This is a genomic window from Shewanella sp. (genome assembly GCF_013214165.1).
Lineage (GTDB): Bacteria > Pseudomonadota > Gammaproteobacteria > Enterobacterales > Shewanellaceae > Shewanella.
Map to the genome: position 1 here is coordinate 1 of NZ_JABSSM010000004.1, position 22,575 is coordinate 22,575.

Annotated in this window: 14 protein-coding genes; 2 read left to right on the forward strand and 12 right to left on the reverse strand. The window is 45.6% G+C overall.

The window, feature by feature from the left end:
* Positions 1 to 840: S16 family serine protease (locus HRU42_RS01905; protein ID WP_295028507.1), on the forward strand; the 840-nt coding region annotated here is incomplete at its 5' end.
* A gap of 68 nt (positions 841 to 908) precedes the next feature.
* Positions 909 to 1,424, forward strand: coding sequence for a bifunctional 3-hydroxydecanoyl-ACP dehydratase/trans-2-decenoyl-ACP isomerase (gene fabA, locus HRU42_RS01910; protein ID WP_193631539.1), 516 nt, complete (start codon positions 909 to 911; stop codon positions 1,422 to 1,424).
* A 99-nt stretch (positions 1,425 to 1,523) separates the two neighbouring features.
* Here fabA and rmf read toward each other — a convergent pair whose 3' ends face one another.
* The 12 genes from rmf to HRU42_RS01970 form a co-directional block, all read right to left on the reverse strand.
* Positions 1,524 to 1,700, reverse strand: coding sequence for a ribosome modulation factor (rmf, locus tag HRU42_RS01915; protein ID WP_077751127.1), 177 nt, complete (start codon positions 1,698 to 1,700; stop codon positions 1,524 to 1,526).
* 239 nt (positions 1,701 to 1,939) lie between these two features.
* Positions 1,940 to 3,847, reverse strand: a complete 1,908-nt coding sequence (locus HRU42_RS01920; RefSeq protein WP_295028512.1) for a DUF3466 family protein — start codon at positions 3,845 to 3,847, stop codon at positions 1,940 to 1,942.
* 40 nt (positions 3,848 to 3,887) lie between these two features.
* Positions 3,888 to 5,798, reverse strand: coding sequence for an ABC transporter ATP-binding protein (locus tag HRU42_RS01925; protein WP_295028514.1), 1,911 nt, complete (start codon positions 5,796 to 5,798; stop codon positions 3,888 to 3,890).
* A 1-nt stretch (position 5,799) separates the two neighbouring features.
* Entirely contained in the window at positions 5,800 to 6,033 is a 234-nt protein-coding gene (locus HRU42_RS01930) for a glutaredoxin family protein (RefSeq protein ID WP_287948371.1), read from the reverse strand.
* Entirely contained in the window at positions 6,023 to 8,158 is a 2,136-nt protein-coding gene (gene rlmKL, locus HRU42_RS01935; protein WP_295028518.1) for a bifunctional 23S rRNA (guanine(2069)-N(7))-methyltransferase RlmK/23S rRNA (guanine(2445)-N(2))-methyltransferase RlmL, read from the reverse strand. Before rlmKL ends, HRU42_RS01930 begins: the two co-directional genes overlap by 11 nt.
* 356 nt (positions 8,159 to 8,514) lie before the next feature.
* Positions 8,515 to 9,048, reverse strand: coding sequence for a cell division protein ZapC (locus HRU42_RS01940; RefSeq protein ID WP_295028520.1), 534 nt, complete (start codon positions 9,046 to 9,048; stop codon positions 8,515 to 8,517).
* A 165-nt stretch (positions 9,049 to 9,213) separates the two neighbouring features.
* A complete protein-coding gene (pyrD, locus tag HRU42_RS01945) occupies positions 9,214 to 10,233 on the reverse strand; it encodes a quinone-dependent dihydroorotate dehydrogenase (RefSeq protein WP_295028522.1) in 1,020 nt (339 codons plus the stop codon).
* A 64-nt stretch (positions 10,234 to 10,297) separates the two neighbouring features.
* On the reverse strand, positions 10,298 to 15,136 hold the full coding sequence (locus tag HRU42_RS01950) for an NAD-glutamate dehydrogenase (protein ID WP_295028524.1): 4,839 nt from the start codon (positions 15,134 to 15,136) through the stop codon (positions 10,298 to 10,300).
* Positions 15,137 to 15,402: 266 nt separating this feature from the next.
* Positions 15,403 to 17,718, reverse strand: a complete 2,316-nt coding sequence (locus HRU42_RS01955; protein ID WP_295028526.1) for an MMPL family transporter — start codon at positions 17,716 to 17,718, stop codon at positions 15,403 to 15,405.
* A gap of 12 nt (positions 17,719 to 17,730) precedes the next feature.
* Positions 17,731 to 18,756: a hypothetical protein gene (locus HRU42_RS01960; RefSeq protein ID WP_295028528.1), complete on the reverse strand. Its 1,026-nt coding sequence runs from the start codon at positions 18,754 to 18,756 to the stop codon at positions 17,731 to 17,733.
* Positions 18,757 to 18,809: 53 nt separating this feature from the next.
* On the reverse strand, positions 18,810 to 20,174 hold the full coding sequence (locus tag HRU42_RS01965) for a DUF1329 domain-containing protein (protein WP_295028530.1): 1,365 nt from the start codon (positions 20,172 to 20,174) through the stop codon (positions 18,810 to 18,812).
* A gap of 18 nt (positions 20,175 to 20,192) precedes the next feature.
* Positions 20,193 to 22,250 carry a DUF1302 domain-containing protein gene (locus tag HRU42_RS01970; protein WP_295028532.1) on the reverse strand — a complete coding sequence of 686 codons (2,058 nt, stop codon included), beginning with the start codon at positions 22,248 to 22,250 and terminating at the stop codon, positions 20,193 to 20,195.
* Positions 22,251 to 22,575: the final 325 nt, after the last annotated feature.

Genomic DNA, 22,575 nt, shown 5'->3' on the forward strand with positions numbered 1-22,575 from the left:
GACATCACCTACGCCTTGACGCGTTATCAGCTGCGCCATAATGCCTCTGAGACACTATCGGCACAAAACTTCGATGATAAGTTTATAAACTTACCCACAGATGGCGAGAGGATCGGTCAAATTAACGCTCTGACGGTACTCGAAACCGTTGAATACTGCTATGGAGAGCCAGCACGTATTACCGCGTCTGTGCATTATGGCGATGGCGAAGTCGCCGACATAGAAAGAAAATCTGAACTGGGGGGGAACATACATGCTAAGGGGATGATGATTTTATCTTCTTGTTTATATCGCATCTTCGGTAAAGATGCCCCGTTACACTTAAATGCCAACATCGTCTTTGAGCAATCCTATCAAGAGATCGATGGCGACAGCGCGTCGCTTGCTGAATACTGCAGCTTGATCTCTGCAATTACCGAGAAGCCGATTAATCAAAGTATTGCGGCAACCGGTGCCATAGACCAGTTCGGTCAAGTACAAGCCATAGGAGGCGTTAATGAAAAGATTGAAGGCTTCTTTAACTTATGTGAACGTCGCGGACTAACGGGCAGTCAGGGAGTCATCATCCCCAGAGCCAACACCCAACAACTCAACCTTTCGGCGAAACTCGTCGCAGCGATTGAAGCCGAAAAGTTTAGCCTCTTCCAAATAGAACATATCGATGAAGCCGTCGAGCTACTCATGCAGGTCACAGCCGGTGTTGCCGATGACAATAATAATTTTCCTGAAGATTCACTCTATGGTCTGGTTCAGGCTAGATTGGCAAATTTAGCCGGCTATTCCGATGAAGAAAGTACATTTTTTGAGAAGTTGCTCCGAAAATTCAAGTTTTCTAGCTGATCGGAGTTGTTTAGCGTACACGTGTTCGCTAGTCTTGATGACTCATATTGTTGGAGTGAAGTAAATCAATGAGTAATGCAAACAGTTTCAGTAAAGAAGATCTTATCGCCTGTGGTCATGCTAAGTTATTAGGTAAAGACTCGCCGCGTCTGCCGATAAACAATATGTTGATGATCGATCGCATCGTTAAGATAAATGCCGATGGTGGTGAATTCGGAAAAGGTGAAATTGTTGCTGAATTGGATATCGATCCGAAATTGTGGTTTTTCGGCTGTCATTTCGAAAACGATCCCGTGATGCCGGGTTGCCTGGGCCTTGATGCTATGTGGCAGCTCGTAGGTTTCTTCCTCGGTTGGGAAGGCGCCGAAGGCAAAGGTCGAGCATTAGGTGTGGGAGAGGTTAAATTTACCGGACAAGTACTTCCCGATGCTAAGAAAGTCACCTATAAACTGACGATTAAGCGTAAAGTTTATCGCAAACTCACCATGGGTATCGCCGATGCAACCATGGAAGTCGATGGACGCGAGATCTACAGCGCTAAAGATTTGAAAGTCGGCATCTTCACCGACACGAGTAATTTCTAGACTTTATTGTTGTCATTGTGGTTTTAAGATTAATAAAGCAGATATAAAAATGCCCTCTTCGGCTACAGTTTACTGTTACCAGGAGGGCAAAATGCTGCGTTACTTATTAAATAAGCCAGTTATTCGGCCATCTACGCCTTCGCGCCACCCCCCTAACCACTGTGACTTAGAATCAAGTGTCGAGTACGGACAATTCTCCTTTGAGCGGCCGCCAACTCCGGCTTGAAATCCTTTCGAAAAAGCTCTGTCTAAACGATCTCTTTTTTGTCTTTTCATGCAAGCATCCTCTGTTTTACATTCAAAGAAGCAATAGCTTCACTTGATAGAAATAGATCTTTTTTGACTCGAAATCAATTAAAATCTAACCAATATTCATGGTTATTTTTTAAGCTGTTGAGTTTTTTGGACAAAAAAAATCGAGGCATTGGCCTCGACTTTTCTATGATCTTGTTCTACAAGAGTCTGTACCCGCTATAACAAGCACTGCTCTTGATTATTTAACATAAATATTTGTGCTATTTCTTCGAGTCGCGACGACGGAACCAGAGTAAGGGTAAAGCAAACAACCAGGCAAAACTGGCCGCGCCTTTACGCACATAATCATCGGGTTCTTCATTGGTATCGGCACAGTTATTCGCTGCTAGCCACTCATCGGTCGCTTCTGCTCCATTCGTTTGTAATACCACAGAGCGAGGCAGATAAGATGTCAGAGGAGCCCCATTGCCATCCACTTCGAAGATAGGCAGACCATTATCACCTAAGACCAGGTTACCAGCTAGATCGAATTTGTACACAGGCTTACGCACCGACACTGTACCTACGATAGTCCCCGCTTCATTGATGCCATTAGCCTCGACAACCACAAGATCTTCATTGTAGAAGAGTGTCTTACCCGAGCCATCTGCGACTTCAACGGCTTTACGTACCCAGTTATCATCGACCTTCTCAAAGCCCTTAGACTCACACGTTAGCAGCTGGTTAAGATTTCTAAACTCATCGGTCTCTTTATCAAACAAGAAACCCGCCTTAGGACGCGGCTTTTCCTTATCATGGGTGGTTTCGATATATCCGACTACCTGACCCTTGTTGTTGATATCTTTTGGCTTGCTGCTTAGATCTGAAATTCCAGTGCTGCTGCTAAAATCATAGGGGGTCACTATGCCTTCAGTGCCGTTAGTATCGAAATAGAAGAATTTATCTCTCGGGTATCCTTGCAGGTATTGCTTATAGCTGCCCACTAAGATGCCATTGTCGTTAATATCATAAGCAATAGATTGATATCTATCGTCTATCATGTCTATCCAGTGATAGTCATATTCACCGCTAGCCTCGTTCTTAATCCAGTATGCGGCGTCATAAGCCAGCTTATCTTTATCGCCACGACGGTAAACATGAGAACGTCCTACGATAGCACCTTGGCTATTGACCCCCAAAGCTTGAGCCGAATAAACATAACTATCAGAACTTGGAGTTAACCCTAGAGGTAGCTCATATTCAGCGGTCACTGCACCTTCGGCATTAACCTGCCATACATAACCACGTACCTGATAATTAATGTAAACACGATTATTATTATTAACATCGGGAAATTGCAGGTTCTGAACACAGATATTCACTGGAACACTGTCGCTTGCGATGCAGTCATCGATGTCATCTTCTGCGGCATTAGATAATGCGCTGCCTGCATAGCCAACGACTAACCCGCTAGCATTTACCTTACTGGCTACCGAGAAACCGCCTATATTGACTGTGGTATCATCTTTGGTGTAAATGGTTAATGGTGGGATTAACTGAGTTTCGTTCCCATCAGCATCTTTAATAAAACCACGTTCTTCGAACTCTCTGTAATACCAGAAATCTTGATCATCCTTACTGCCGGTATAGGGCTCAGTCTGCTCTTTAGCCGTCATCGAGCCGACTTTAAGCCCTGAGTCATTGATACCGAAAAAGTAGACATCGACAGAATTAATCGTAGCAGGTACTTCAGCATCCGTTAAACTGGGATCTGTGGTGCCATTGACGCTGTCAAAAGTCGGTAACCAAGGCGTCGATGTTGGATCATTTTCATCAGCGGTGAAGGTGAAGTTATTGGCTAAAATAGGTTTATTGATTGAAAAGGTAATCTTTTCTTCTAGCGGGATGCCATCTTCGATATCGATAACACCATCATCATCTTCATCATCTGGAACATTCAGCTTTTTTTTACCCTTAGCAATGCCCAGTGACTCGCCATTGGCATTGATCGCCATGCCGTAGCCACTTCGAGTCGCTTGTAACGTACCGATTAAATCAGCGCCGTCTTTCTGGTCATAAATTTGGTCCAGATTTTTAATTTCATATATAGGTGCAGCATTGGCACCTTGCAGAACACCAATTACACCTACTGCAACTAATGATAGGGCTTTATCCAATTTCAACTTCATTAACACTATTCCCTTGGCTATTTCTAGTTTTAATTTTGTATTACTTGAGCGACTCTAGCGCTTCCCATCGCTCGAAGCACACTTCCAACTCCTGCTCTTTGTCGGCGAGTTGACCGAGTTGGAGATTAATTTTATCTTGCGCTTGAGCATAAAAATCTGACGCAGTCACTTTCTCTTGCAAAGCTGCAACTTCCGCTTCTAACTGCTCCATCTTGGCAGGTAGCGATTCGAGTTCACGTTGAAGTTTATACGATAACTTCTTTTCGATTTTGGGCTTTTCTGCGAGTTTAACCTCAACCTTCAGAGGTTGGACACTCTTTGCTGCCTGAGGTTCCTCAGAATAAAATTTAGCACCTTGAGACACGGCATCCTCATAGCCACCAACATATTCACTCCAGCCACCGTTACCGGTGAACCACCAACTGCTGGTCACTGTATTGTCGATAAAGGCCCTGTCATGGCTCACTAAGAGTAAAGTGCCCTTATAATCGGCTAACAAAGACTCTAACAATTCCAGGGTCTCAATATCAAGGTCGTTAGTTGGCTCATCCAGAATAATTAAGTTAGCCGGTCTTAACAACAGACGTGCTAGCAATAAACGGTTTTTCTCACCACCTGAGAGTGCCTTCACCGGCGTTCTCGCTCTCATCGGCGAGAAGAGGAAGTCTTGTAGNTAGCTCAAAATATGACGGTCTTGGCCATTAATGGTGACGGTTTTCTTACCTTCACCTACGTTCTCTTCCACTGTTTTCTCAGGATCGAGCGCTTCTCTGTATTGATCGAAGTAGGCTATTTCGAGCTTAGTTCCTACCTTGATACTACCCGACTGTGCCTCTAGTTGACCAATCAAAAGTTTGACTAAGGTCGATTTGCCACAACCATTGGGACCAATCAGCGCGATTCGGTCTCCGCGCATCACAGCCGAGGTAAAATCCTTGACCAAGTTCTTGTCTGGCAGGTTGTAGTTCAGGTTTTCGATATCGAAAACAAGCTTGCCTGAACGATCGGTATCGGCCACGGCCATCTTAGCCCCGCCTTGTCGATTGAGGCGCGCCATACGTTCGACTCGCAACGCCTTTAATGCACGAACGCGACCTTCGTTACGTGTGCGTCTGGCCTTCACACCCTGACGGATCCAGGTTTCTTCTTCCGCTAATCGCTTATCAAATAGCGCATTTTGCTCGGCTTCGACGCGTAACCATTCGGCCTTGCCATCGAGATATACCTGGTAGCTACCAGGCCAGGAGGTAATGACACCGCGATCGAGATCGACAATGCGGGTCGCCATACGTTGAATAAAGCCCCTATCGTGGCTGATAAATACGATAGCGCCCTTGTAACTTAACAAAAACTGCTCCAACCATTCGATAGTATCGATATCCAGATGGTTGGTAGGCTCATCGAGTAATAACAAATCAGGCTCACTGACCAAGGCTCTGGCCAAGGCGACCTTACGTTGCCAGCCACCCGACAATTCAGTCAAGGTACTGTCGGGGTCTAGACCCAATAGTTCACAGTTCTGATTAATACGACTGTCTAACTGCCAACCATTGAGGTGATCAATATCTTCCTGAAGCCGCTCCATTTGCTTAAGCATGCGGTCCATCTGCTCCGGCTCTGCGGTGCCGACATCGTGGGCCAGCTGATGATATCGTTCTAGCTTTTCACCCACCTCTTGCAGGCCGGCGGAAATGTAGGAGTAGACAGAGCCTTGCTCGGCTTTGGGTGGATCTTGCTGTAAACGACTCACCTTAACGTTGCTGGCGATATTAAATTCGCCCTCATCGAGCAAGACATCGCCGCTCAATACTTTCATCAGGCTGGACTTACCGGTACCATTGCGGCCAACGATACAGACGCGCTCACCAGGTTCAATGGTAAAATCAGCTTTTTGTAATAGTGGGGTGTAGCCATAGGCTAGAGAGCCACTATTAATACGAACAAGACTCAATTTATGCTCCTAAAAATTTCTTTAATACATCTTCATCAAATGGCCAATTGAGCTCATTTTGAGAATCTATCTGTTTTAGCACGGGGATACGAATGCCATATTGTTCAGCTAGCTTTTCATCATCACAGATGTCTGTTTTTATGTATGAGATACCAGACATCACAATCAACTGCTCGGCTAACTCACACAGATGACACGCATCTGTGTGGAACAAGATATAGGACTTACTCGGCATGCGTTAGCAGCCAGGTATTATGGATCTGTGGGTTACGCTTAAAATCCATCGGTAAAGTTTGGCTGTCGATATTTTCAACGTTAATGCCAACAGCTTCGAGGGCTGCTATCTCCATCTTAAACTTACGCTTATTGTTGGAAAAGATGATCTCGCCACCCGGCCTGAGAATTTTAATCAAGTCCGACAGTAAAGCCACATGATCACGCAATACATCGAAGGAATCTTCCATGCGCTTCGAGTTTGAAAACGTCGGCGGATCGATAAAGATGAAGTCATAAGTATCACGGGTACGTTTGATCCAAGTCAAACAGTCGGCCTGTACGAACGAATACTTATTGTCATTTAACCCATTTAAGGCAAAATTCTCTTTCGCCCAGCTAATATAGGTATTAGACATATCTACGGTCGTCACCGTTTTCGCCCCGCCGAGTGCAGCATGTACCGAAGCCGTCCCCGTATAGGCAAACAGATTGAGGACATCGCGATTGTTAGACTTTTCACCCACGAGTTTACGGGTGAGCCTATGATCGAGAAAAAGGCCGGTATCGAGATACTCTTTAAGGTTTAACTTAAATTTGGCGTCATATTCAGTGGTGATAAGCTCAAGCTTAGTCGTTGAGAGCTTCTCATACTGATTAGTGCCTTTTTGACGCTCACGCTTCTTCAAGATGATGTTCTTAGGATCGATACCAATCGCGCTCGGTAAGGCAATAAGCACATCGGTCAAACGACGCTTGGTCACAGACTCGGGAATATCCATTGGCGCGGTATACTCTTGTATAACGACATAATCCAGGTATTTATCGATGGCAACTTTATAATCTGGTAGATCGGCATCATAGATACGGTAACTGTCGATACCCTCTTTCTTAGCCCACTTCTTAAGTTGCTTATAATTCTTCTTAATCCGATTAGCGAAAGGCACGGCAATATCGCTAACATCACCGTCTCTCTTGATATTCTCAGGGTCGACGCGGCGAGTATTATCAGCATGAACAGTATAAAGATTGAATGCACAATCCAGTGGACCATTACTCATCTTCATCTGTTTATCGGCTTTGAGCTTCAAGGCGGATAACAGCTCTTTATCACTGTTTAACATGGCTAGTTTCCAGCCACCAAATTCAGCCTTAAACTTATCACCCAACTGATAATAGAGCTGGAGCAGCTCAGTAACTGTGCCTAAACGTTCACCGTAGGGAGGGTTACTGATAAGGTAACCCGATGCTTCCGGTACTTTAACCTCTAAAACATCGCTAACATTAAATTCGATTAAGTCACTCACACCGGCATTTTCTGCGTTTTGTTTAGCGATAGAGATGAGATGAGGCTGTATGTCTGACCCATAAAATTTAGTGGTACAGCGGGTTATGCCTATAGAGGCTCGAGCACGAGCCTCATTGAGTAATTCTTGCCAATGTTTGTCATTATGTCTCAGCCAATGCTCAAAACCAAAGCGCTCACGATGAAGACCCGGCGCAATATCACAAGCCATCATGGCAGCTTCAATCAAGATAGTGCCACTACCACAGAAAGGGTCGAGCAGTGAAACAGGATCTTGCTTCCAGCCACTACGCACCAGCATATTTGCGGCAAGATTCTCTTTTAAAGGGGCTTCACCTGTGGTCGAGCGATAACCACGCTTATGCAGAGCAGGTCCGGAGAAATTCAAGCCTATGGTTATCTCTCCACGACGGTAGTGGGCGTCGATTCGAAAATCTGCATTGTCGCGAGAGACATCTGGCCTTGAAAAATCATCGTCGCGAAAACGATCGACGATGGCATCTTTTATCTTGAGTGCACCGTACATGGTGTTATTGATGAAACCACCTTGACCGTGAAAATCGACGCTAAATGTGCTGCGATTAGAAAACTGCATCTGCCAATCTATACCATAAGCAGCATTATAGAGCTGCTCAGGTGACTCGCATGGCCCTTTGTGGATGACGAAAATGATTCGACTCGCCAAACGTGACCAAAGCGTAATTCGATAACCTAGCTCGAGAGATGCCGTAAAGTAGACACCCGCCACGCTCTCTTTGATTCCAGAGGCACCGAGCTCAGCTAACTCGAGTGATAACGCATATTCATAGCCCCTAGGAGCCGCAGCAAAAAAATTTAACATCGTATAGATAGACACACAGTAAAAATTAATCAGACATTATACCTTGATGAGCACCGAAATGATAAAAAGTTATTGGCTCTCATGGAGATTATTCCCGTTATGATCGACTTGCTTGTAGCAAGACAGCCCACTGCGGAGGCGCGGAGGCAAGAAGAAACTCGTTAACCTTAGCCTAAGACGTTAAATCGGACGCGGGTTGGGGCAGTGTAAGAGCCAATCTGACTCCACTTTTTATGGCTCTTATCGAACATAAGTTTTAATTAACATGAGTTGAAATGATGCTAGCTAAAGCGCTTATCTATGATAGCCACTGGATGAGAACTGAAACTGGAACTGGAGCTTGCTAGTAGACTAAATTATGCCGCCACAATCTGCCGATTAACCATGATGGGATGCAGTCTATCGTGCATCACTTTAATACATTCGAATTGACCCAGTGATTTGCTATCACTCAGTGGTAACTCTTGGTCCAGTAACATCACCAATGAGGCTTGAACACTCGTGTCAACGACCAAGACTCGTGCTTTTTCCCCCTGACAAGACAAGTGAAAAATTTTACCCAGCTCGCTAAAGACACACATACTACTGGTAGAGAAAAACCATGACTTAGGCATTTGTGGTTTTAAAAGAAAATGTGCAGCAGTGGCATTGAGCGCTAGCTGAACTTGCAAAGCCCCCGTTATGCGTAATGACTTTGAGAGAAGATCTAGAAACTCAATATAAAATTTGGCATGACTCATATCAAACTCTAACGCCATTAAAGCATCAGGAATTAAGGTTTTCATTTTATAAGGGGTCAAAAAATCCATCTCTGAGCCTAAGGATACGCTTAACACTCCATACGCATCATTACATTTCCATTGCCAACCCCTTGTTGGCATTAATAACATAACCTTTACCTTTATATAGAATACAAATCGATAATAGATGATATTTTGCTCAATATCAAAAAATAATGAAAATAAATTGAACCAGATAACAGCATCTTACAACGACCATACGCGATCAAATTGCGATCGCGCGATCTTAAATAGCCCTGAAAAACGATCGCTTAATTAGCGAACTCGATATGCATTGACTATGTCTTTAATTAATTCAGGTCCCTGATAAATAAATCCTGAAAATATTTGCACCATACTGGCTCCCGCATCAAGTTTATCTAGCGCGTCGGCTGCTGAGTTAATGCCACCAACACCTATGATAGGCACCTCACCTTGAAGACAATCTGAAAGTTGTTTTATTACAGATGTAGACAATGAATTCAGTGGCTTACCACTTAGCCCGCCAGCTTCATTTGCATTGACAAGCCCGCTAACACCATCACGGCTTAAGGTGGTATTGGTAGCAATAGCCCCATCAAATTTGTTGCGAATGAGCGAAACGGCAATCTTCTCAATTTCATCAGGGGTTAAATCAGGCGCGATCTTTAATGCCAGAGGCACATACTTGCCATGCTTGAGTGCGAGATCTTTCTGCTTCTCTTTAAGTGATCTCAAGAGATCGTCGAGCAGATCCCCATACTGCAAACTTCTCAAACCAGGTGTATTTGGAGAGGAAATATTAACAGTAATATATGCCGCGTATGGGTACACTTTCTCCATACAGATCAAATAATCATCCTTGCCCTGCTCTACCGGAGTATCTTTATTCTTACCGATATTGACGCCAACCAAGGCAGCGGATTTTACCTTTTTTAGGTTAGTAATAAGATTATCGACTCCCTTATTATTGAAACCCATTCTATTGATTATGGCTTTTGCAGGCGTTAATCTAAATAGACGTGGTTGCTCATTACCTGCCTGGGGCTTGGGTGTGACTGTGCCCACTTCGATATGTCCAAAACCCATAGCATGAAAACCGTCTATACATTCACCATCCTTGTCCATACCTGCGGCTAAACCGACAGGATTAGGAAAGGTTATCCCCATAAACTCAACAGGTGCTTGTTCAAACGTCTGGGCGTAGAAACAATTTAACGGGCTATTCGCCGTGGATTTAAGGCTGCTGAGTGCGATATGGTGCGCTCTCTCAGGATCCATTTGGAACATGACTTGTTGAGCGATTTTGTAAAACATGCTTTCTCCTAGGCCGAAAAAAGCCCCGGCAAATGCCAGGGCTGATTAATATTATTATGTACTTTTAACCTTCACAATGAAGAATCAAAAGATTTAGCTCACGTAAGGCGACAGAGAACTTAGCAAACTCATGGCTTTGCGAAGTTTTAAAGTCTGCGAGCATATGGAACCATCTCTCCAACAAGCCCTGATTAGAGTCTATCCACTGATCGATCATGGTATCAGCATCACAAGTTGAGGTACATGATCTTAGCACCACTGAACTCAGTGAGCGCTGTTGCCAATCTAACTCTTCTCTAAATGCCGCTCTGGCAAGTGCTTGCCAGTGGTTAGCGACTGGTTGTTCATTGATCTGATCGAGGAACCAATGCAGATCAACACGTGCACCTAGCTTGAAGTAAGTTTGGGCAACCAGTGCAATAGGCTTACTTTCTAACTCAGCAATTTGAGCAATATCCAGTGCAGAAAATAGCGTGCTCATGTTAACCACATTCGTCGCTATGGGTTCATTGACCCCCTCTTTCACCAGTGCCGCAATTTCAGCTTGTATGCCTTTAACTTCGGCTTCAACGATATAGCCATGAACATTGGCTTTTAAATCGGCGAACACAGGACTGAAAAACGCGACAGACTGCTCAATGCTGTGACTGCGATTACGATGGCGCAGGAACCAGCGACAGGCTCGACGAATATTACGACGTAATTGATGCAACATCTCGCCTTGTACTACCGCAGGGATAATACCATTGAGTGAAGTGATCTCTTTCGTTAAATCAGCTAAACCAAATACTTCACGAGCCATGGTATAACAAATCGCGGCTTCGGCGACTGAAGCGCCAGTCTCATCTTGCATACGTTGAACAAAATTCAAGCCCAAATCATTCACCAACTCATTGGCCAATGAAGTCGCTATGATCTCGCCGCGCAGAGGGTGAGCAGCCATGCGGTCGCTGTATCTCTCTTGTAATTGCTGTGGGAAATAAGCAATCAGTAATTGACTCAAGAAGGGGTCTTCGGTAATTTCTGGTGTCAATAACTGCTCTTTTAGCACCATTTTTGCGTATGCAACCAGTACAGATAACTCAGGACGAGTCAAGGGCTTACCGTTCGCTAAGCGTTCTGCCAGCTCATCTTCCGAAGGCAGGAACTCGAGTCCCCTATCTAGCTTGCCATTTTTCTCCAGATAGTGAATGAAGCGGATCTGCTCTTTTAACTGCTCAGCGCCACGAACCTGGGTCACTGAAATTGTCCGGGTTTGATCGTTACAATCCTGAAGGACGATACGGCCGACTTCATCTGTCATCTCGACCAAGAGACGGTTACGTTGCTTAAGTGTCATCTCACCATCGGCAACCAGGGCATTAAGCAAGATCTTAATATTCACTTCATTATCGGAACAATCGACGCCACCGACATTATCAACGAAATCGGTATTAATACGGCCACCTTGGGTAGCATACTCAATACGGCCTAGCTGAGTACAACCTAAGTTACCGCCTTCACCTATGATTCTTGCGTTAACTTCGTCACCATTAACACGCAGTGCGTCATTCGCTCTATCACCCACTTCCGCGTGAGTTTCAGTCGATGCCTTCACATACGTACCTATGCCACCATTCCAGATAAGATCGACATTCATCTTCAGCAGCTCTTTAAGCAGCTCTGTCGGCGTCATCGTCGTCTTCTTGGTGCCTAACATCTCCTTCATCTCTGCAGACAGAGGGATCTTCTTAGCCGAGCGTAAGAATATCCCGCCCCCTTTAGAGATCAATTCCTTATTGTAATCATCCCAGCTAGAACGAGGCAAGTCGAATAAACGAGCACGTTCCTTATAACTCGATGCTGCATCAGGGTTTGGATCGATGAAGATATGCAGATGGTTGAACGCCGCAACGAGACGGATATGCTCCGAGAGCAACATGCCATTACCAAATACATCTCCCGCCATATCGCCAATGGCTAAACAGGTGAAATCAGTGGTCTGGCAATCGATACCTATTTCACGGAAATGACGTTTAACCGACTCCCAAGCACCACGAGCCGTGATCCCCATCTTCTTGTGATCGTAGCCATTGCTGCCACCGGAGGCGAATGCGTCACCTAACCAAAAATTATACTCCTCAGAGATACTGTTAGCGATATCTGAGAAGGTCGCCGTGCCTTTATCAGCAGCAACAACCAGGTAAGGGTCGTCGTCATCATGGCGTACAACGTTCTTGGGTGGGATAACTTCACCTTCGATGATGTTATCTGAGATGTCCAGTAGACCACGAATGAATATCCGATAACATGCCTGACCTTCAGAGAAGTAGGCTTCGCGGCCGCCATCTGTTGGCAGCTGCTTACAGACGAATCCACCTTTCGCTCCAACGGGAACAATCACGGTATTCTTCACTTGCTGCGCCTTAACTAAGCCCAGCACTTCAGTTCTGAAATCTTCACGTCTGTCAGACCAACGCAGGCCACCACGGGCTACTTTCCCGCCCCTAAGGTGTACACCTTCTACTCTCGGTGAGTAGACAAATATCTCAAATTTGGGCAGCGGACGTGGCATCTCGGGGATCTCTTCCGGGGCAAACTTAAATGACACATAAGGCTTAACAGCCCCGTCATCGGCAGTTTGATAGAAGTTAGTCCTTAATGTGGCATTGATAAGGTCTAAATAACGACGAATAATTCTGTCATCATCTAAGCTAGACACGTCCTCTAATCGTAAGTCTATCTGTTCAACAAACTTGCCCAAGGTGCGGGTCTTAAGTTTGGGGTTAAACTTACGAATGAACATTTTAACCAGCAGATCGGCGAGCTGAGGATAGCGGGTAAATGTCTCTTCGATATACGCTTGGCTGAATGTCGCATCTATTTGACGCATGTATTTCGCATAAGCACGCAGTATAGACACTTCGCGACCGCTAAGACCCGTTGCCAGCACTAAACGGTTAAAACCATCGTCCTCAAGTTGCTTCTTCCATACCTGATAAAGCGCATCCTGGAATCTGTCTTGACTCTCTGCAACATTTTCAGTGGTAGAGCCCTGAACTGTCATCAGGAAGTCTAAGATCCAATAAGTATTGCCATCGGAGGTTTTTATCTCATAGGGACGCTCATTGATCACTCTAAGACCGAAATTCTCCAGCATAGGCAAGACATCAGAAAGATGGATCGGCTCATCCTTATGAAACAGCTTCAAGCGCACTTTACTATTATTTAATATTGTTTCCTGGGGGAGATAAAACAGCATACCCAGTTTATGAGCATCATCCAATGCTTCGAGCTGCAAAATATCCACAAGCGCCGAGCTGGGTAATACATCTTCTTGATAGCTACGTGGGAATGCGGTGATATAACGCTTCATGAGCCTGGTGCCAGACTCTTCGCCACGGGCACTGTTGAGGGAATCATTAAGCTTATCTTCCCAAGAACGAGCGGCTTCGGTTAAATTATTTTCAATGGCAGCCACGTCTACATCCATGCTGTTGTTGTCGACTTTCACTATATAGTGAGTACGCGCAAGAGTTGATTCTGAAAAATAGGTGGTAAACTCAACCTCGGCATCGCTGTTAAAATGCTGAGCCAAAATACGTTGAGTATCTTCACGTAACTTAGTGTTGTACCTGTCTTTAGACACATAGACCAGACAAGAGAAGAAGCGTCCGAAGCCATCTTTACGCACAAACAGCTTTAACTTATCTCGGTCTTGCATCTCGAGTACGCCGTGAGCGACATAAGCCAGCTCATCTACATTACCTTGTATGAGTTCATCTCTGGGCAAGGTCTCAAGTATATGCATTAAGGCTTTATAATCGTGAGAGCGAGGTGTTAACCCTGAGCGGTCCAGCACGCGCTGGACTTTTTCGGCCAATAGTGGAATTTCACGTGGGCTACGGTTATACAGATTCGAGGCATAAAGGCCTAAGAATCTATCTTCGCCTATCACGTTACCTTGCTTATCGAAACGCTTAACGCCAACATAATCCACATAAGCGGGACGATGGACCCGGCTTTTTTCGCTGCTCTTGGTCAGCAGTAGCAAGCTATGATCTAGGGCTTCTTTACGTGCGCTTTCTGAAAAGCTAGACAATAACAATCCAACCTCTGGCTGAGGTTTACCAGGGATGTTCATCAAGCCTAAGCTTGATGTCGTATCGGGGATCAGCTCAAGATCGCCTTCAACTTTATGTAAGTCATACCGACGATATCCGAGCAGGGTGAAGTGATGATTATTCAGATAGTTAAGGAAGTCAGTGGCCTCTTTAAGCTCTTGCTTTTCACCTGGGTAGGGACGTGTCGCAAGTTCTTTAATCGTTTCATCAAGCTTAGCGGACATCGGCCCCCAGTCATTGACAGAGGCGGCAACATCACCAAGTACAGATGCAATCTCTTTTTCTATCTGTTTAATATCATCTTTACTACTGAGTCTGTCAATCTCGATGAGGAATACGGCAACCTTTTCGAGTTTACCTTGGCCGTCGTCGCCATAGATAACTTGAGTGATTGCATCATGGGTGCGCTTAATCGACAGGGGAGTATGCAGCATCATATGCGTAGTGATGCCGATACGATTGAGTGCCATACCCACAGAATCAACTAAAAAAGGCATATCAGGTTGAATGATTTCTATGATTGAATGCGTTGATTGCCAACCGTGCTTCGACTGACTGGGATTAAAAACCCGAATATGTGACTCGCCTTTTACGGTCATATTGGCGGCATTCCACAAACTTAATACTGCACCATAAAGATCGCTGTCGTTACGGGACTTAAGATCGTCTTTCGACATGTGGGCATACAGACAGGTGGCAAACTGCTCTACCTGTTTTACTTGTGTAGTAGGAACTTTTGCATGAATAAGATTGACTACGTTTTCGAGCAGTACTGAAGGCATTGCATCTTTCAAGGCCATGTTGGTGTTTCCTTTAAGGGTCTATGGCAGCGCTTTTATAATTTTTGGGATGCTTGTTACAAATGACCAGTCAAAATAGTGTGACCTAGGCCATGGGCGAAGTTTATTACTAAAGCGGCCACATTTCGAGAGTTATTTTAGTGGTAGATCCACCTGAAAACCAGTAACTGCGGTATTTAAACCCGTGAGATGATAAATCAATCGGCATTACAGCGTAACTATTCATTTTCAGCGCAATAAAAAGGGAGCCTAAGCTCCCTGTTTACTTATGCCTCTGTGGGTTTTCGCCACATAACCGCCCCTATCGCCGGTAAAATAATTATGGCCCCCAACATATTTACTAAAAACATAAATGTCAGCAGTATTCCCATATCCATTTGAAACTTAAGCGCCGAGAAGAACCAGGTACTGACGCCGATAGCCAGAGTGAGTCCGGTAAAAATAACCGCACTACCGCGCTCAACCAGAGCCTCGTAATAGGCCTGTTGCACCGGCATTCCCTCTCTGAGCCTACCTGCCATAGTGGAAAGGATATAGATACCATAATCGACACCAATTCCGACACCTAGGGCTATTACCGGTAAGGTGCTTACGGCCAAGCCAATATCGAGTTGTGTCATCAATGCCTGAGCCAATGTAGAAACCACATACAAGGGCAAGATGACTGATATCGTCGCTTTAAGGGATTTAAAGCTGATAAGACAGAGGAAGAATACCGCCCCATAGACATACAACATCATGGGTAATTGAGCCGCAGCCACAGCTTCATTCGTCGCGGCCATCACGCCCACAGGTCCAGATGCGAGTCGATACTGCAACTTGTCATTATTCATGCTCGCCGATAATGCTTTCACCTTATCGATGACTAACTCAATCGTCTCAGCCTTGTGATCTTTCAAGAAAAGATAAACCGGCATAACCGAACAGTCACTATTGAGTAGCCCTGAGCTCGTCGGTACACGCCCAACCGCCTGTACCAGACTCGCTGTGGTTCTAGGCAACACCTGCCACTTGGGATTGCCTTCATTGAAACCGGCATTGACCCGTTTGGCAACCGACGCCAGGCTCGCTGTCGCCTCCACCCCAGGCGTGTTACTCATTAACCATTCAAATTCATCTATCTGTGTCAGCACTGAATGGTAAGTACAAGCTTCAGGGAAAGCTTCGACGATAATCGTCATCACATCTGTGGTGATTGAAAACTTATCTGTGATGTAAAACGTATCCTGATTGTAGCGGGAATCAAAATGCAGTGCGGGTGCCCCGCCCTGTAAGTCACCCACTTTCATTAGGTTAGCTTGCTGCAAGCCTAAGGCATATAACGCCGTTGTCGCCACTAACACCCAAATAGCATATTTTGTGGTCGCAAATCGAGATAAGAACGCCCAGATTCGATTGGTACGCTCAATTGAGGCATCACTCGATTTCACCGCCGATACCTGGGTATAGGAGATGATGAGTGGCAATAGGATCAGGTTAGTTAATATGATCACTCCAACGCCCAGAGAAGCAGAAATAGCCAACTCTCTGATGATGCCGATATCTATGGATAACAAGGTTAAGAAACCCACGGTATCGGACAGAAGCGCTATGCCTCCTGGGATCAATAAACTTCTAAAAGCAAGTGCTGCAGCGGCCTTGGTCGTCTCCCCTTCAAGCACACGCCGGCGCACGGCATTGATCATCTGCACACTGTGACTCACCCCGATGGCAAACACTAGGAATGGGATCAGTATCGACATTGGGTCTAGACCAAAGCCCACCACAGTCAATAAACCCAACTGCCAGATCACTGCGATTAAACTACAGGTTAAGGGCAACAAGGTAAGAATAAATGACTTAGAGAAGAGGTAAACCATGATAGCGGTGACGACAATCGCAATCAGGAAGAAGAGCATGACCCCCTTAGCCCCATCGGCCACATCCCCCGCCATCTTGGCAAAACCTATGATATGAATTTTTATATGGTCATTTTCATATTTTTTACGCAGTTCTTGTTCCAATTGCGCCGCGAACGCTAAGGTATCGAGTGGCAGTCCGGTTTGAGGGTCAAAGTCCATCAACTGAGCCTTGACCATGGCGGCGGAATAATCCTCAGCAATGAGTCGACCGACTATGCCCGCTTTTTCTATATTGTCTCTTACCACCGCCAGTCCAGCCTCAGTGGTAGAAAAATCTGCCGGAATGACCGGGCCGCCGGCAAAACCATCTTCTACCACTTCGGTAAAACGTGTGGAAGGAGAAAATAGGGATTTGACTTGTGCCCTGTCGACTCCCGGAATAAAGAACAGCTGATCATGGACATTCTTCAACGCATCGAAGAAGTTTTCATTGAAAATATCACCGCTGGTGTCTTCGACGGCAACCATGATGCTGTTGGCACCGCCAAAATCATTTTGGTGCTTCAAGTAGGTCTTCATGTAACTGTGATTGAGCGGAATGTTCTTGATGAAGGCCGCATCCATTTTCAAATTACTGGCCTGAAACGCCAAGAAAATGGTGGTTAACATAAACAACAAGATGACGATGGCCCGTCGCCTGAATAAAAAGGATTCTAATCCATTAACTAATTTTTCTAACATCTTAAGATCCTTTTATTGTTGTTTGAAGAGGCCTTTGGTACCTGCAATCCAGATATGACCTTGGGGATCTTGAACTATGGACACTAAATTCTCACCTTGGCGCTGCTCGATCAACTGACTTTCCCCCTCTAACGTTACATCGATAATCACCCCGGCATTACCGACGAGACGAAGATTGCCATCCTTTTTTACCATGACCCCATTGATGGTAGAGGTCACGGGTAATGAGATTTCGCTCCAGTGTGTCAGACTCGCATCGGCTTTAAACACATGTCCCCGTAATCCCATAACAAATAATGAATTTTCAGCATAGACAGCATTAAACATGGAGCCTTCATAGATAAAATCCAGCGGCTGCCATTGCCGACCTTGATCATTGGAAACAGCCACTAAACCTAGCTCTCCCACCATCACTAATTGGCCATTAATCGTGGAAATAACCCGATTAAAGTGTGGTAGCAAGGTGCTTCTCTCGCTCAAATAAAAGGCTTCATCCTCAACCTTTAATTGAGCCAGGTAATCGACATCCTCTGCGAATAATAACTCTTGATGATACTCACTTTGCCAGTGTTCACCGGCGTCATTGGTGCGATAAAATAGTCCATAAGCACCGACAGCTATGCCATTGTTCTCATCGAAGAAATGAATATCTAACAGGGGTTTTTCTATTTCCCTGGACTCCATCTGTAACTGCCAGGTTTTACCTCCATCTTGGGTGTGAATTATGGTCGCATCATGGCCAACGGCCCAACCAAGTTGAGGAGTGATTAAAAATGCCTTGGTGAGATGTGCGCTGGTCGGACTTGGCACTTGTTGCCACTGAGGGTTTGCTTGTTCATCGAAGATAAAAACATGGCCACGTTCGCCAACGGCAATAACTGAGTCTCCATTAGTCGTAATATCGAGAATAATAGAATCAATGGCTAACGCTTGTATTTGACCTTTAACATCATAGGCCTCATTAGCTAGCGCGCTAGATTGCAAGCAGGTGATTAAAAGTAGACAGATAGATACTGATCGAAGCATGCTAAACAACATACAGACTTCCTTAAAGAATAGAGGGGCGGTCACCCACCCCTTAGAACTGTGGGTTAACGAATACCTGCACGTCTCAATGCGGCCGGAGTGAAGTTAGCTTCACTGAGCTTGGCATCGAAATCATACATGCGGCCTTCATTATCGAGACCCATGGCGATATAACGACGAGACTGAAGATCATGGATGACCTCTAAGGTGCTCCAATGTGTGGGGACTTCGTAGTAGTTGATTGCATGGGCGACCGCGACACGATATAGCTCATCACGGTTATCGTACATATCGGCCAGCGACACCTGCCATGAATCTTCATCTATATAGAAGACGCGTGTCTTGTAGATATGACGCATGCCCTCTTTAAGCTGAGCCTTAACTTCCCAAACACGATGCTTTTCCCAACGGACAAACTCAGGATTGATATGACCCGGTTGAAGGATCTGATCGTACTCCAATTCATCTGAATGCAGTTTGTAATCGTTATAAGGAATATAAATTTCCTTCTTGCCGACTAGCTCCCAGTTATATCTCACCGGCGAGCCGTTAAACATATCAAAATCATCCGTGGTTCTCAGGCCATCAGAGACCGAACCTGGCGTATCGAATGCCACGTTCGGCGCCTTACGCACACGGCGCTGTCCCGTGTTATAGGTCCAGGCTTGTCTTGGTAAAGCTTCTTGATCCATGGTCTCTTTAACCAGCAGAGCCGTACCCGCAAGACGAGCGGGCTGAGTCACAACTTGCTTGAAATAAAACAAGGTATTAGACGCGGCAAGCTTATCTAGGGTCATTTCAGGACGTGAATACTGAAAACGTATCTCTTCGTATGTTTCAACCAGGGTGTAGCTGCCGCTAGCCATAGGCGCGGCTTGGCTACGGGATGTTTTCACATCGACACCACGAAAACGCAGTACATGGTTCCAGATAACTTCTAATCCATTCTCAGGGATCGGGAAAGGGACTCCGATAGAGGCGCCTTTCACGCCATTACCTTGAGAAACCAATTCGGCGCGGGTCGCGTTCGCCTTAGTGGCATCATAGACAAATTGAGGCACTGACGCCGTACGCCGAGTTTGATAGACATTCATCTTATAGGAATCTGGATACAGTTCGAAAAGTTTGATCTGTCCAGGGGTAAGATGCTGTTGATATTTTTCCTTGTTGGCATTGGTGATAGTAAATTCTATCTTATCACCAGTGAACGGATCGGGATGATGCATCCCCTTCTTGTAACCCGCTGGAGGCGTGGTGATCCCACCATCCCAAGCTGGGATAGACCCGTCGGCATTCGCTGCCTTAATTCCGCCTAGAGGCGTCAATTCAGTGCCTAACTTAGCCGCTTCAGCCTCGGTAACTTTTGCCCATGCACTGGGTGCACTCAAAGCAACTATCACAGCCGCCGACAATATCGCAAGTTTCTTCATTATTATTGTCCTTGTGATCTAGATTGAATATTTGATGTTAAATGACACGTAATCACGATCTGACATCTGGTTTGTCGTGCCTACCCCACCGAAGAAGCTGTTATAGGAGAAATCGGCTCCCCAGCGGCTCTGGTAATCGAAGTTAACGCCTACGGACACAGACTTTTTACCTTCGGTGAACAGGAACATAGGATCGGGAGTGATACCCTTAACATCATGTGAGAAAATGATCCGCGGCGACATGTTTACCCCGGCAAACAAGTTGTTGTAGTCCGCCTTGGCGACCAGGCGATAACCCCAGGCAAAATCTGTCGGAAAAGGGTTAGTCTCAGGGCCATTGTGAACGGCTTCGATAATTCCCGGCATATCGGGATTGCCACCTGAACGAGCCGTACCCGGACCGTTGAGTCTTAGCTCATCAAATCCCGGCATGTCGTGGATCCACACGCCACCTATCTCGGCCAACATCACCAGATTACTGGTACCCAATGTCGGACCAAATAGATGCGTAAAGGTCGCCTGAGCCTGTGTGGTATCCAAACGAATGAAACCTTCGGCGTATTGGCCTGGGGCAACAGTGTCAATTTGAGAGATACCATCAAGATCTGGCCTGAGACCTGCGTTAGCCAGCTGTTGCGGCATGGCGGCAAATAGGAGTTCCACATCGTCAATCTGCAGAGGCTCATCTTGACGATGGGCTATCTCACCCGCCACCGACGTATCACCGATAAGCGTGTTAAAGCTAAATCCATAGAGCTGAATGTCTTCTGGGTACTCAATTTGCGCCTTAGAGAAGCTCTCTAAACTTAATAGTGTAGCCCTATCTACAGCTCCCACAGCACCGCGAAGAGTTTCACCATCCCTGAGTAAAGCTTCGTTTGTGTAGTTTGCTGTGGTCCCGCTAATTAACGGACGACGACTGTGATAGTTCATGTAATAGAGGCCAAACTCGGTCTCTCCCAGCTGCGGGGCATAGTAGCCAAGCTTTAAACCGTACTGTCCCGAATCACTGGCACTGGCCTGATCTTGGACTAACGTGGCTTTGGTAGAATACGCTAGGGCAGCATCGCGAAACTTGTTGATATCTAACTCACCGTTGGTATCGAACATTCCAGCAGCAACTAGCTGTGCTAAATTATTATATTCACCCTCAATAAACTCAAGATTCATGTCAGGATTTGACTGAAAACCTAGCTGGGCATTCTGGCCATAACCACCGTAACCGGCGAAGTCATTGGTCGAGAAATAAGAACCCGGTGTGGGCACCCAAACAGGCTCCCAATCGTACTGATAGAAGGCCTCCACCGAAAGTTCATTGGTAACCCCAAAAGATGCCCAAACCATGCCTTGAGGCCTGTACGCTTCCTTGAGCTCGGAGCCAGGCGCATTGAGAATGTTCAAGTCCACCGCATTGATCACGCCGATACCATGGGGGATGAGTGTGCTTTCTCCCCAGGAAACCACCTGTTGACCGACTCGGACTGTCAGCGGGTTAGCGCCATCGTTAAAATCGAAATCGCCATAGACGAAGGCATCAAGCAGGCGAATGTCTTTACATTGCACCTCTGAGGCTTTGGAGTCGGCGCAGGGGTCATACTTTTTCCCCGTCAACGGATCGCTAAAACCATAGCTGCCGTTATTGGCTTTTTGATCGTAGAAATACATACCACGCGCAAATACACCGAAATTTTTATACTTGAGCGATAGCTCATGCAAGCCCTTAAACACGACGGCTGTAGTATCGCCCTGCGAGTAGAGTAGATTACTCAAATCACCGTTACTGGAATAGGAACCGGGTTGTGCCCAGATCTGATCCTGCGTGTATTTAGTATCACCAAAGGCGGAATATCCCGACCAATCAAACTGTGGGTGATTGACCTTACCTATGTGGCTATCCCAATCACGCCCCTCTACACGCCAGCTGGCACCCGCTGACCATGTCGAATCGAACGTGCCGTCAACTTCTCCCCAATTAAAAGATACAGCATTGACACTGGATGTGATCCCCATGCTCAGTGCCGCTACGATCCCTAAAGCAAGTGTCGACTTCATAAAGCCGTTGTTAACCTTTTTCATTTTAGCGCTTCTCCGTAACCTGCTGAATTCTTGTTATTAGGAATGGCAACCAACATCTTGTTAGCGTGCAGGTAACACCATTGTTACAGCATTTACATGTTATGAGCAAGGCAGAATTTAAGAAAATCTTCTAAAGAATTAAGCACGTTAGCAGGTTTTAAAGCTTTATTTCAAACACTTGATTTAAAATCGAACATAGATGAATTTATTATTGCGGACAAGGCAAGTTAATTAACTGTAAATACAGATAATTAACTTGTCCTACAACAGCAAAGGTTAGACTGATAAATTAATCAATCGTTTGAAGTAATTACTCTAGAGCGAG

Excerpts from the sequence above, each read along its gene's own strand:
- HRU42_RS01970 (WP_295028532.1), bottom strand. The coding sequence starts at position 22,250 with ATGAAAAAGGTTAACAACGGCTTTATGAAGTCGACACTTGCTTTAGGG.
- HRU42_RS01960 (WP_295028528.1), bottom strand. The coding sequence starts at position 18,756 with ATGTTGTTTAGCATGCTTCGATCAGTATCTATCTGTCTACTTTTAATC.
- rmf (WP_077751127.1), bottom strand. The coding sequence starts at position 1,700 with ATGAAAAGACAAAAAAGAGATCGTTTAGACAGAGCTTTTTCGAAAGGA.
- rlmKL (WP_295028518.1), bottom strand. The coding sequence starts at position 8,158 with ATGTTAAATTTTTTTGCTGCGGCTCCTAGGGGCTATGAATATGCGTTA.
- pyrD (WP_295028522.1), bottom strand. The coding sequence starts at position 10,233 with ATGTTTTACAAAATCGCTCAACAAGTCATGTTCCAAATGGATCCTGAG.
- HRU42_RS01920 (WP_295028512.1), bottom strand. The coding sequence starts at position 3,847 with ATGAAGTTGAAATTGGATAAAGCCCTATCATTAGTTGCAGTAGGTGTA.
- HRU42_RS01950 (WP_295028524.1), bottom strand. The coding sequence starts at position 15,136 with ATGGCCTTGAAAGATGCAATGCCTTCAGTACTGCTCGAAAACGTAGTC.
- HRU42_RS01955 (WP_295028526.1), bottom strand. The coding sequence starts at position 17,718 with ATGTTAGAAAAATTAGTTAATGGATTAGAATCCTTTTTATTCAGGCGA.
- HRU42_RS01930 (WP_287948371.1), bottom strand. The coding sequence starts at position 6,033 with ATGCCGAGTAAGTCCTATATCTTGTTCCACACAGATGCGTGTCATCTG.
- HRU42_RS01940 (WP_295028520.1), bottom strand. The coding sequence starts at position 9,048 with ATGTTATTAATGCCAACAAGGGGTTGGCAATGGAAATGTAATGATGCG.
- HRU42_RS01965 (WP_295028530.1), bottom strand. The coding sequence starts at position 20,174 with ATGAAGAAACTTGCGATATTGTCGGCGGCTGTGATAGTTGCTTTGAGT.
- fabA (WP_193631539.1), top strand. The coding sequence starts at position 909 with ATGAGTAATGCAAACAGTTTCAGTAAAGAAGATCTTATCGCCTGTGGT.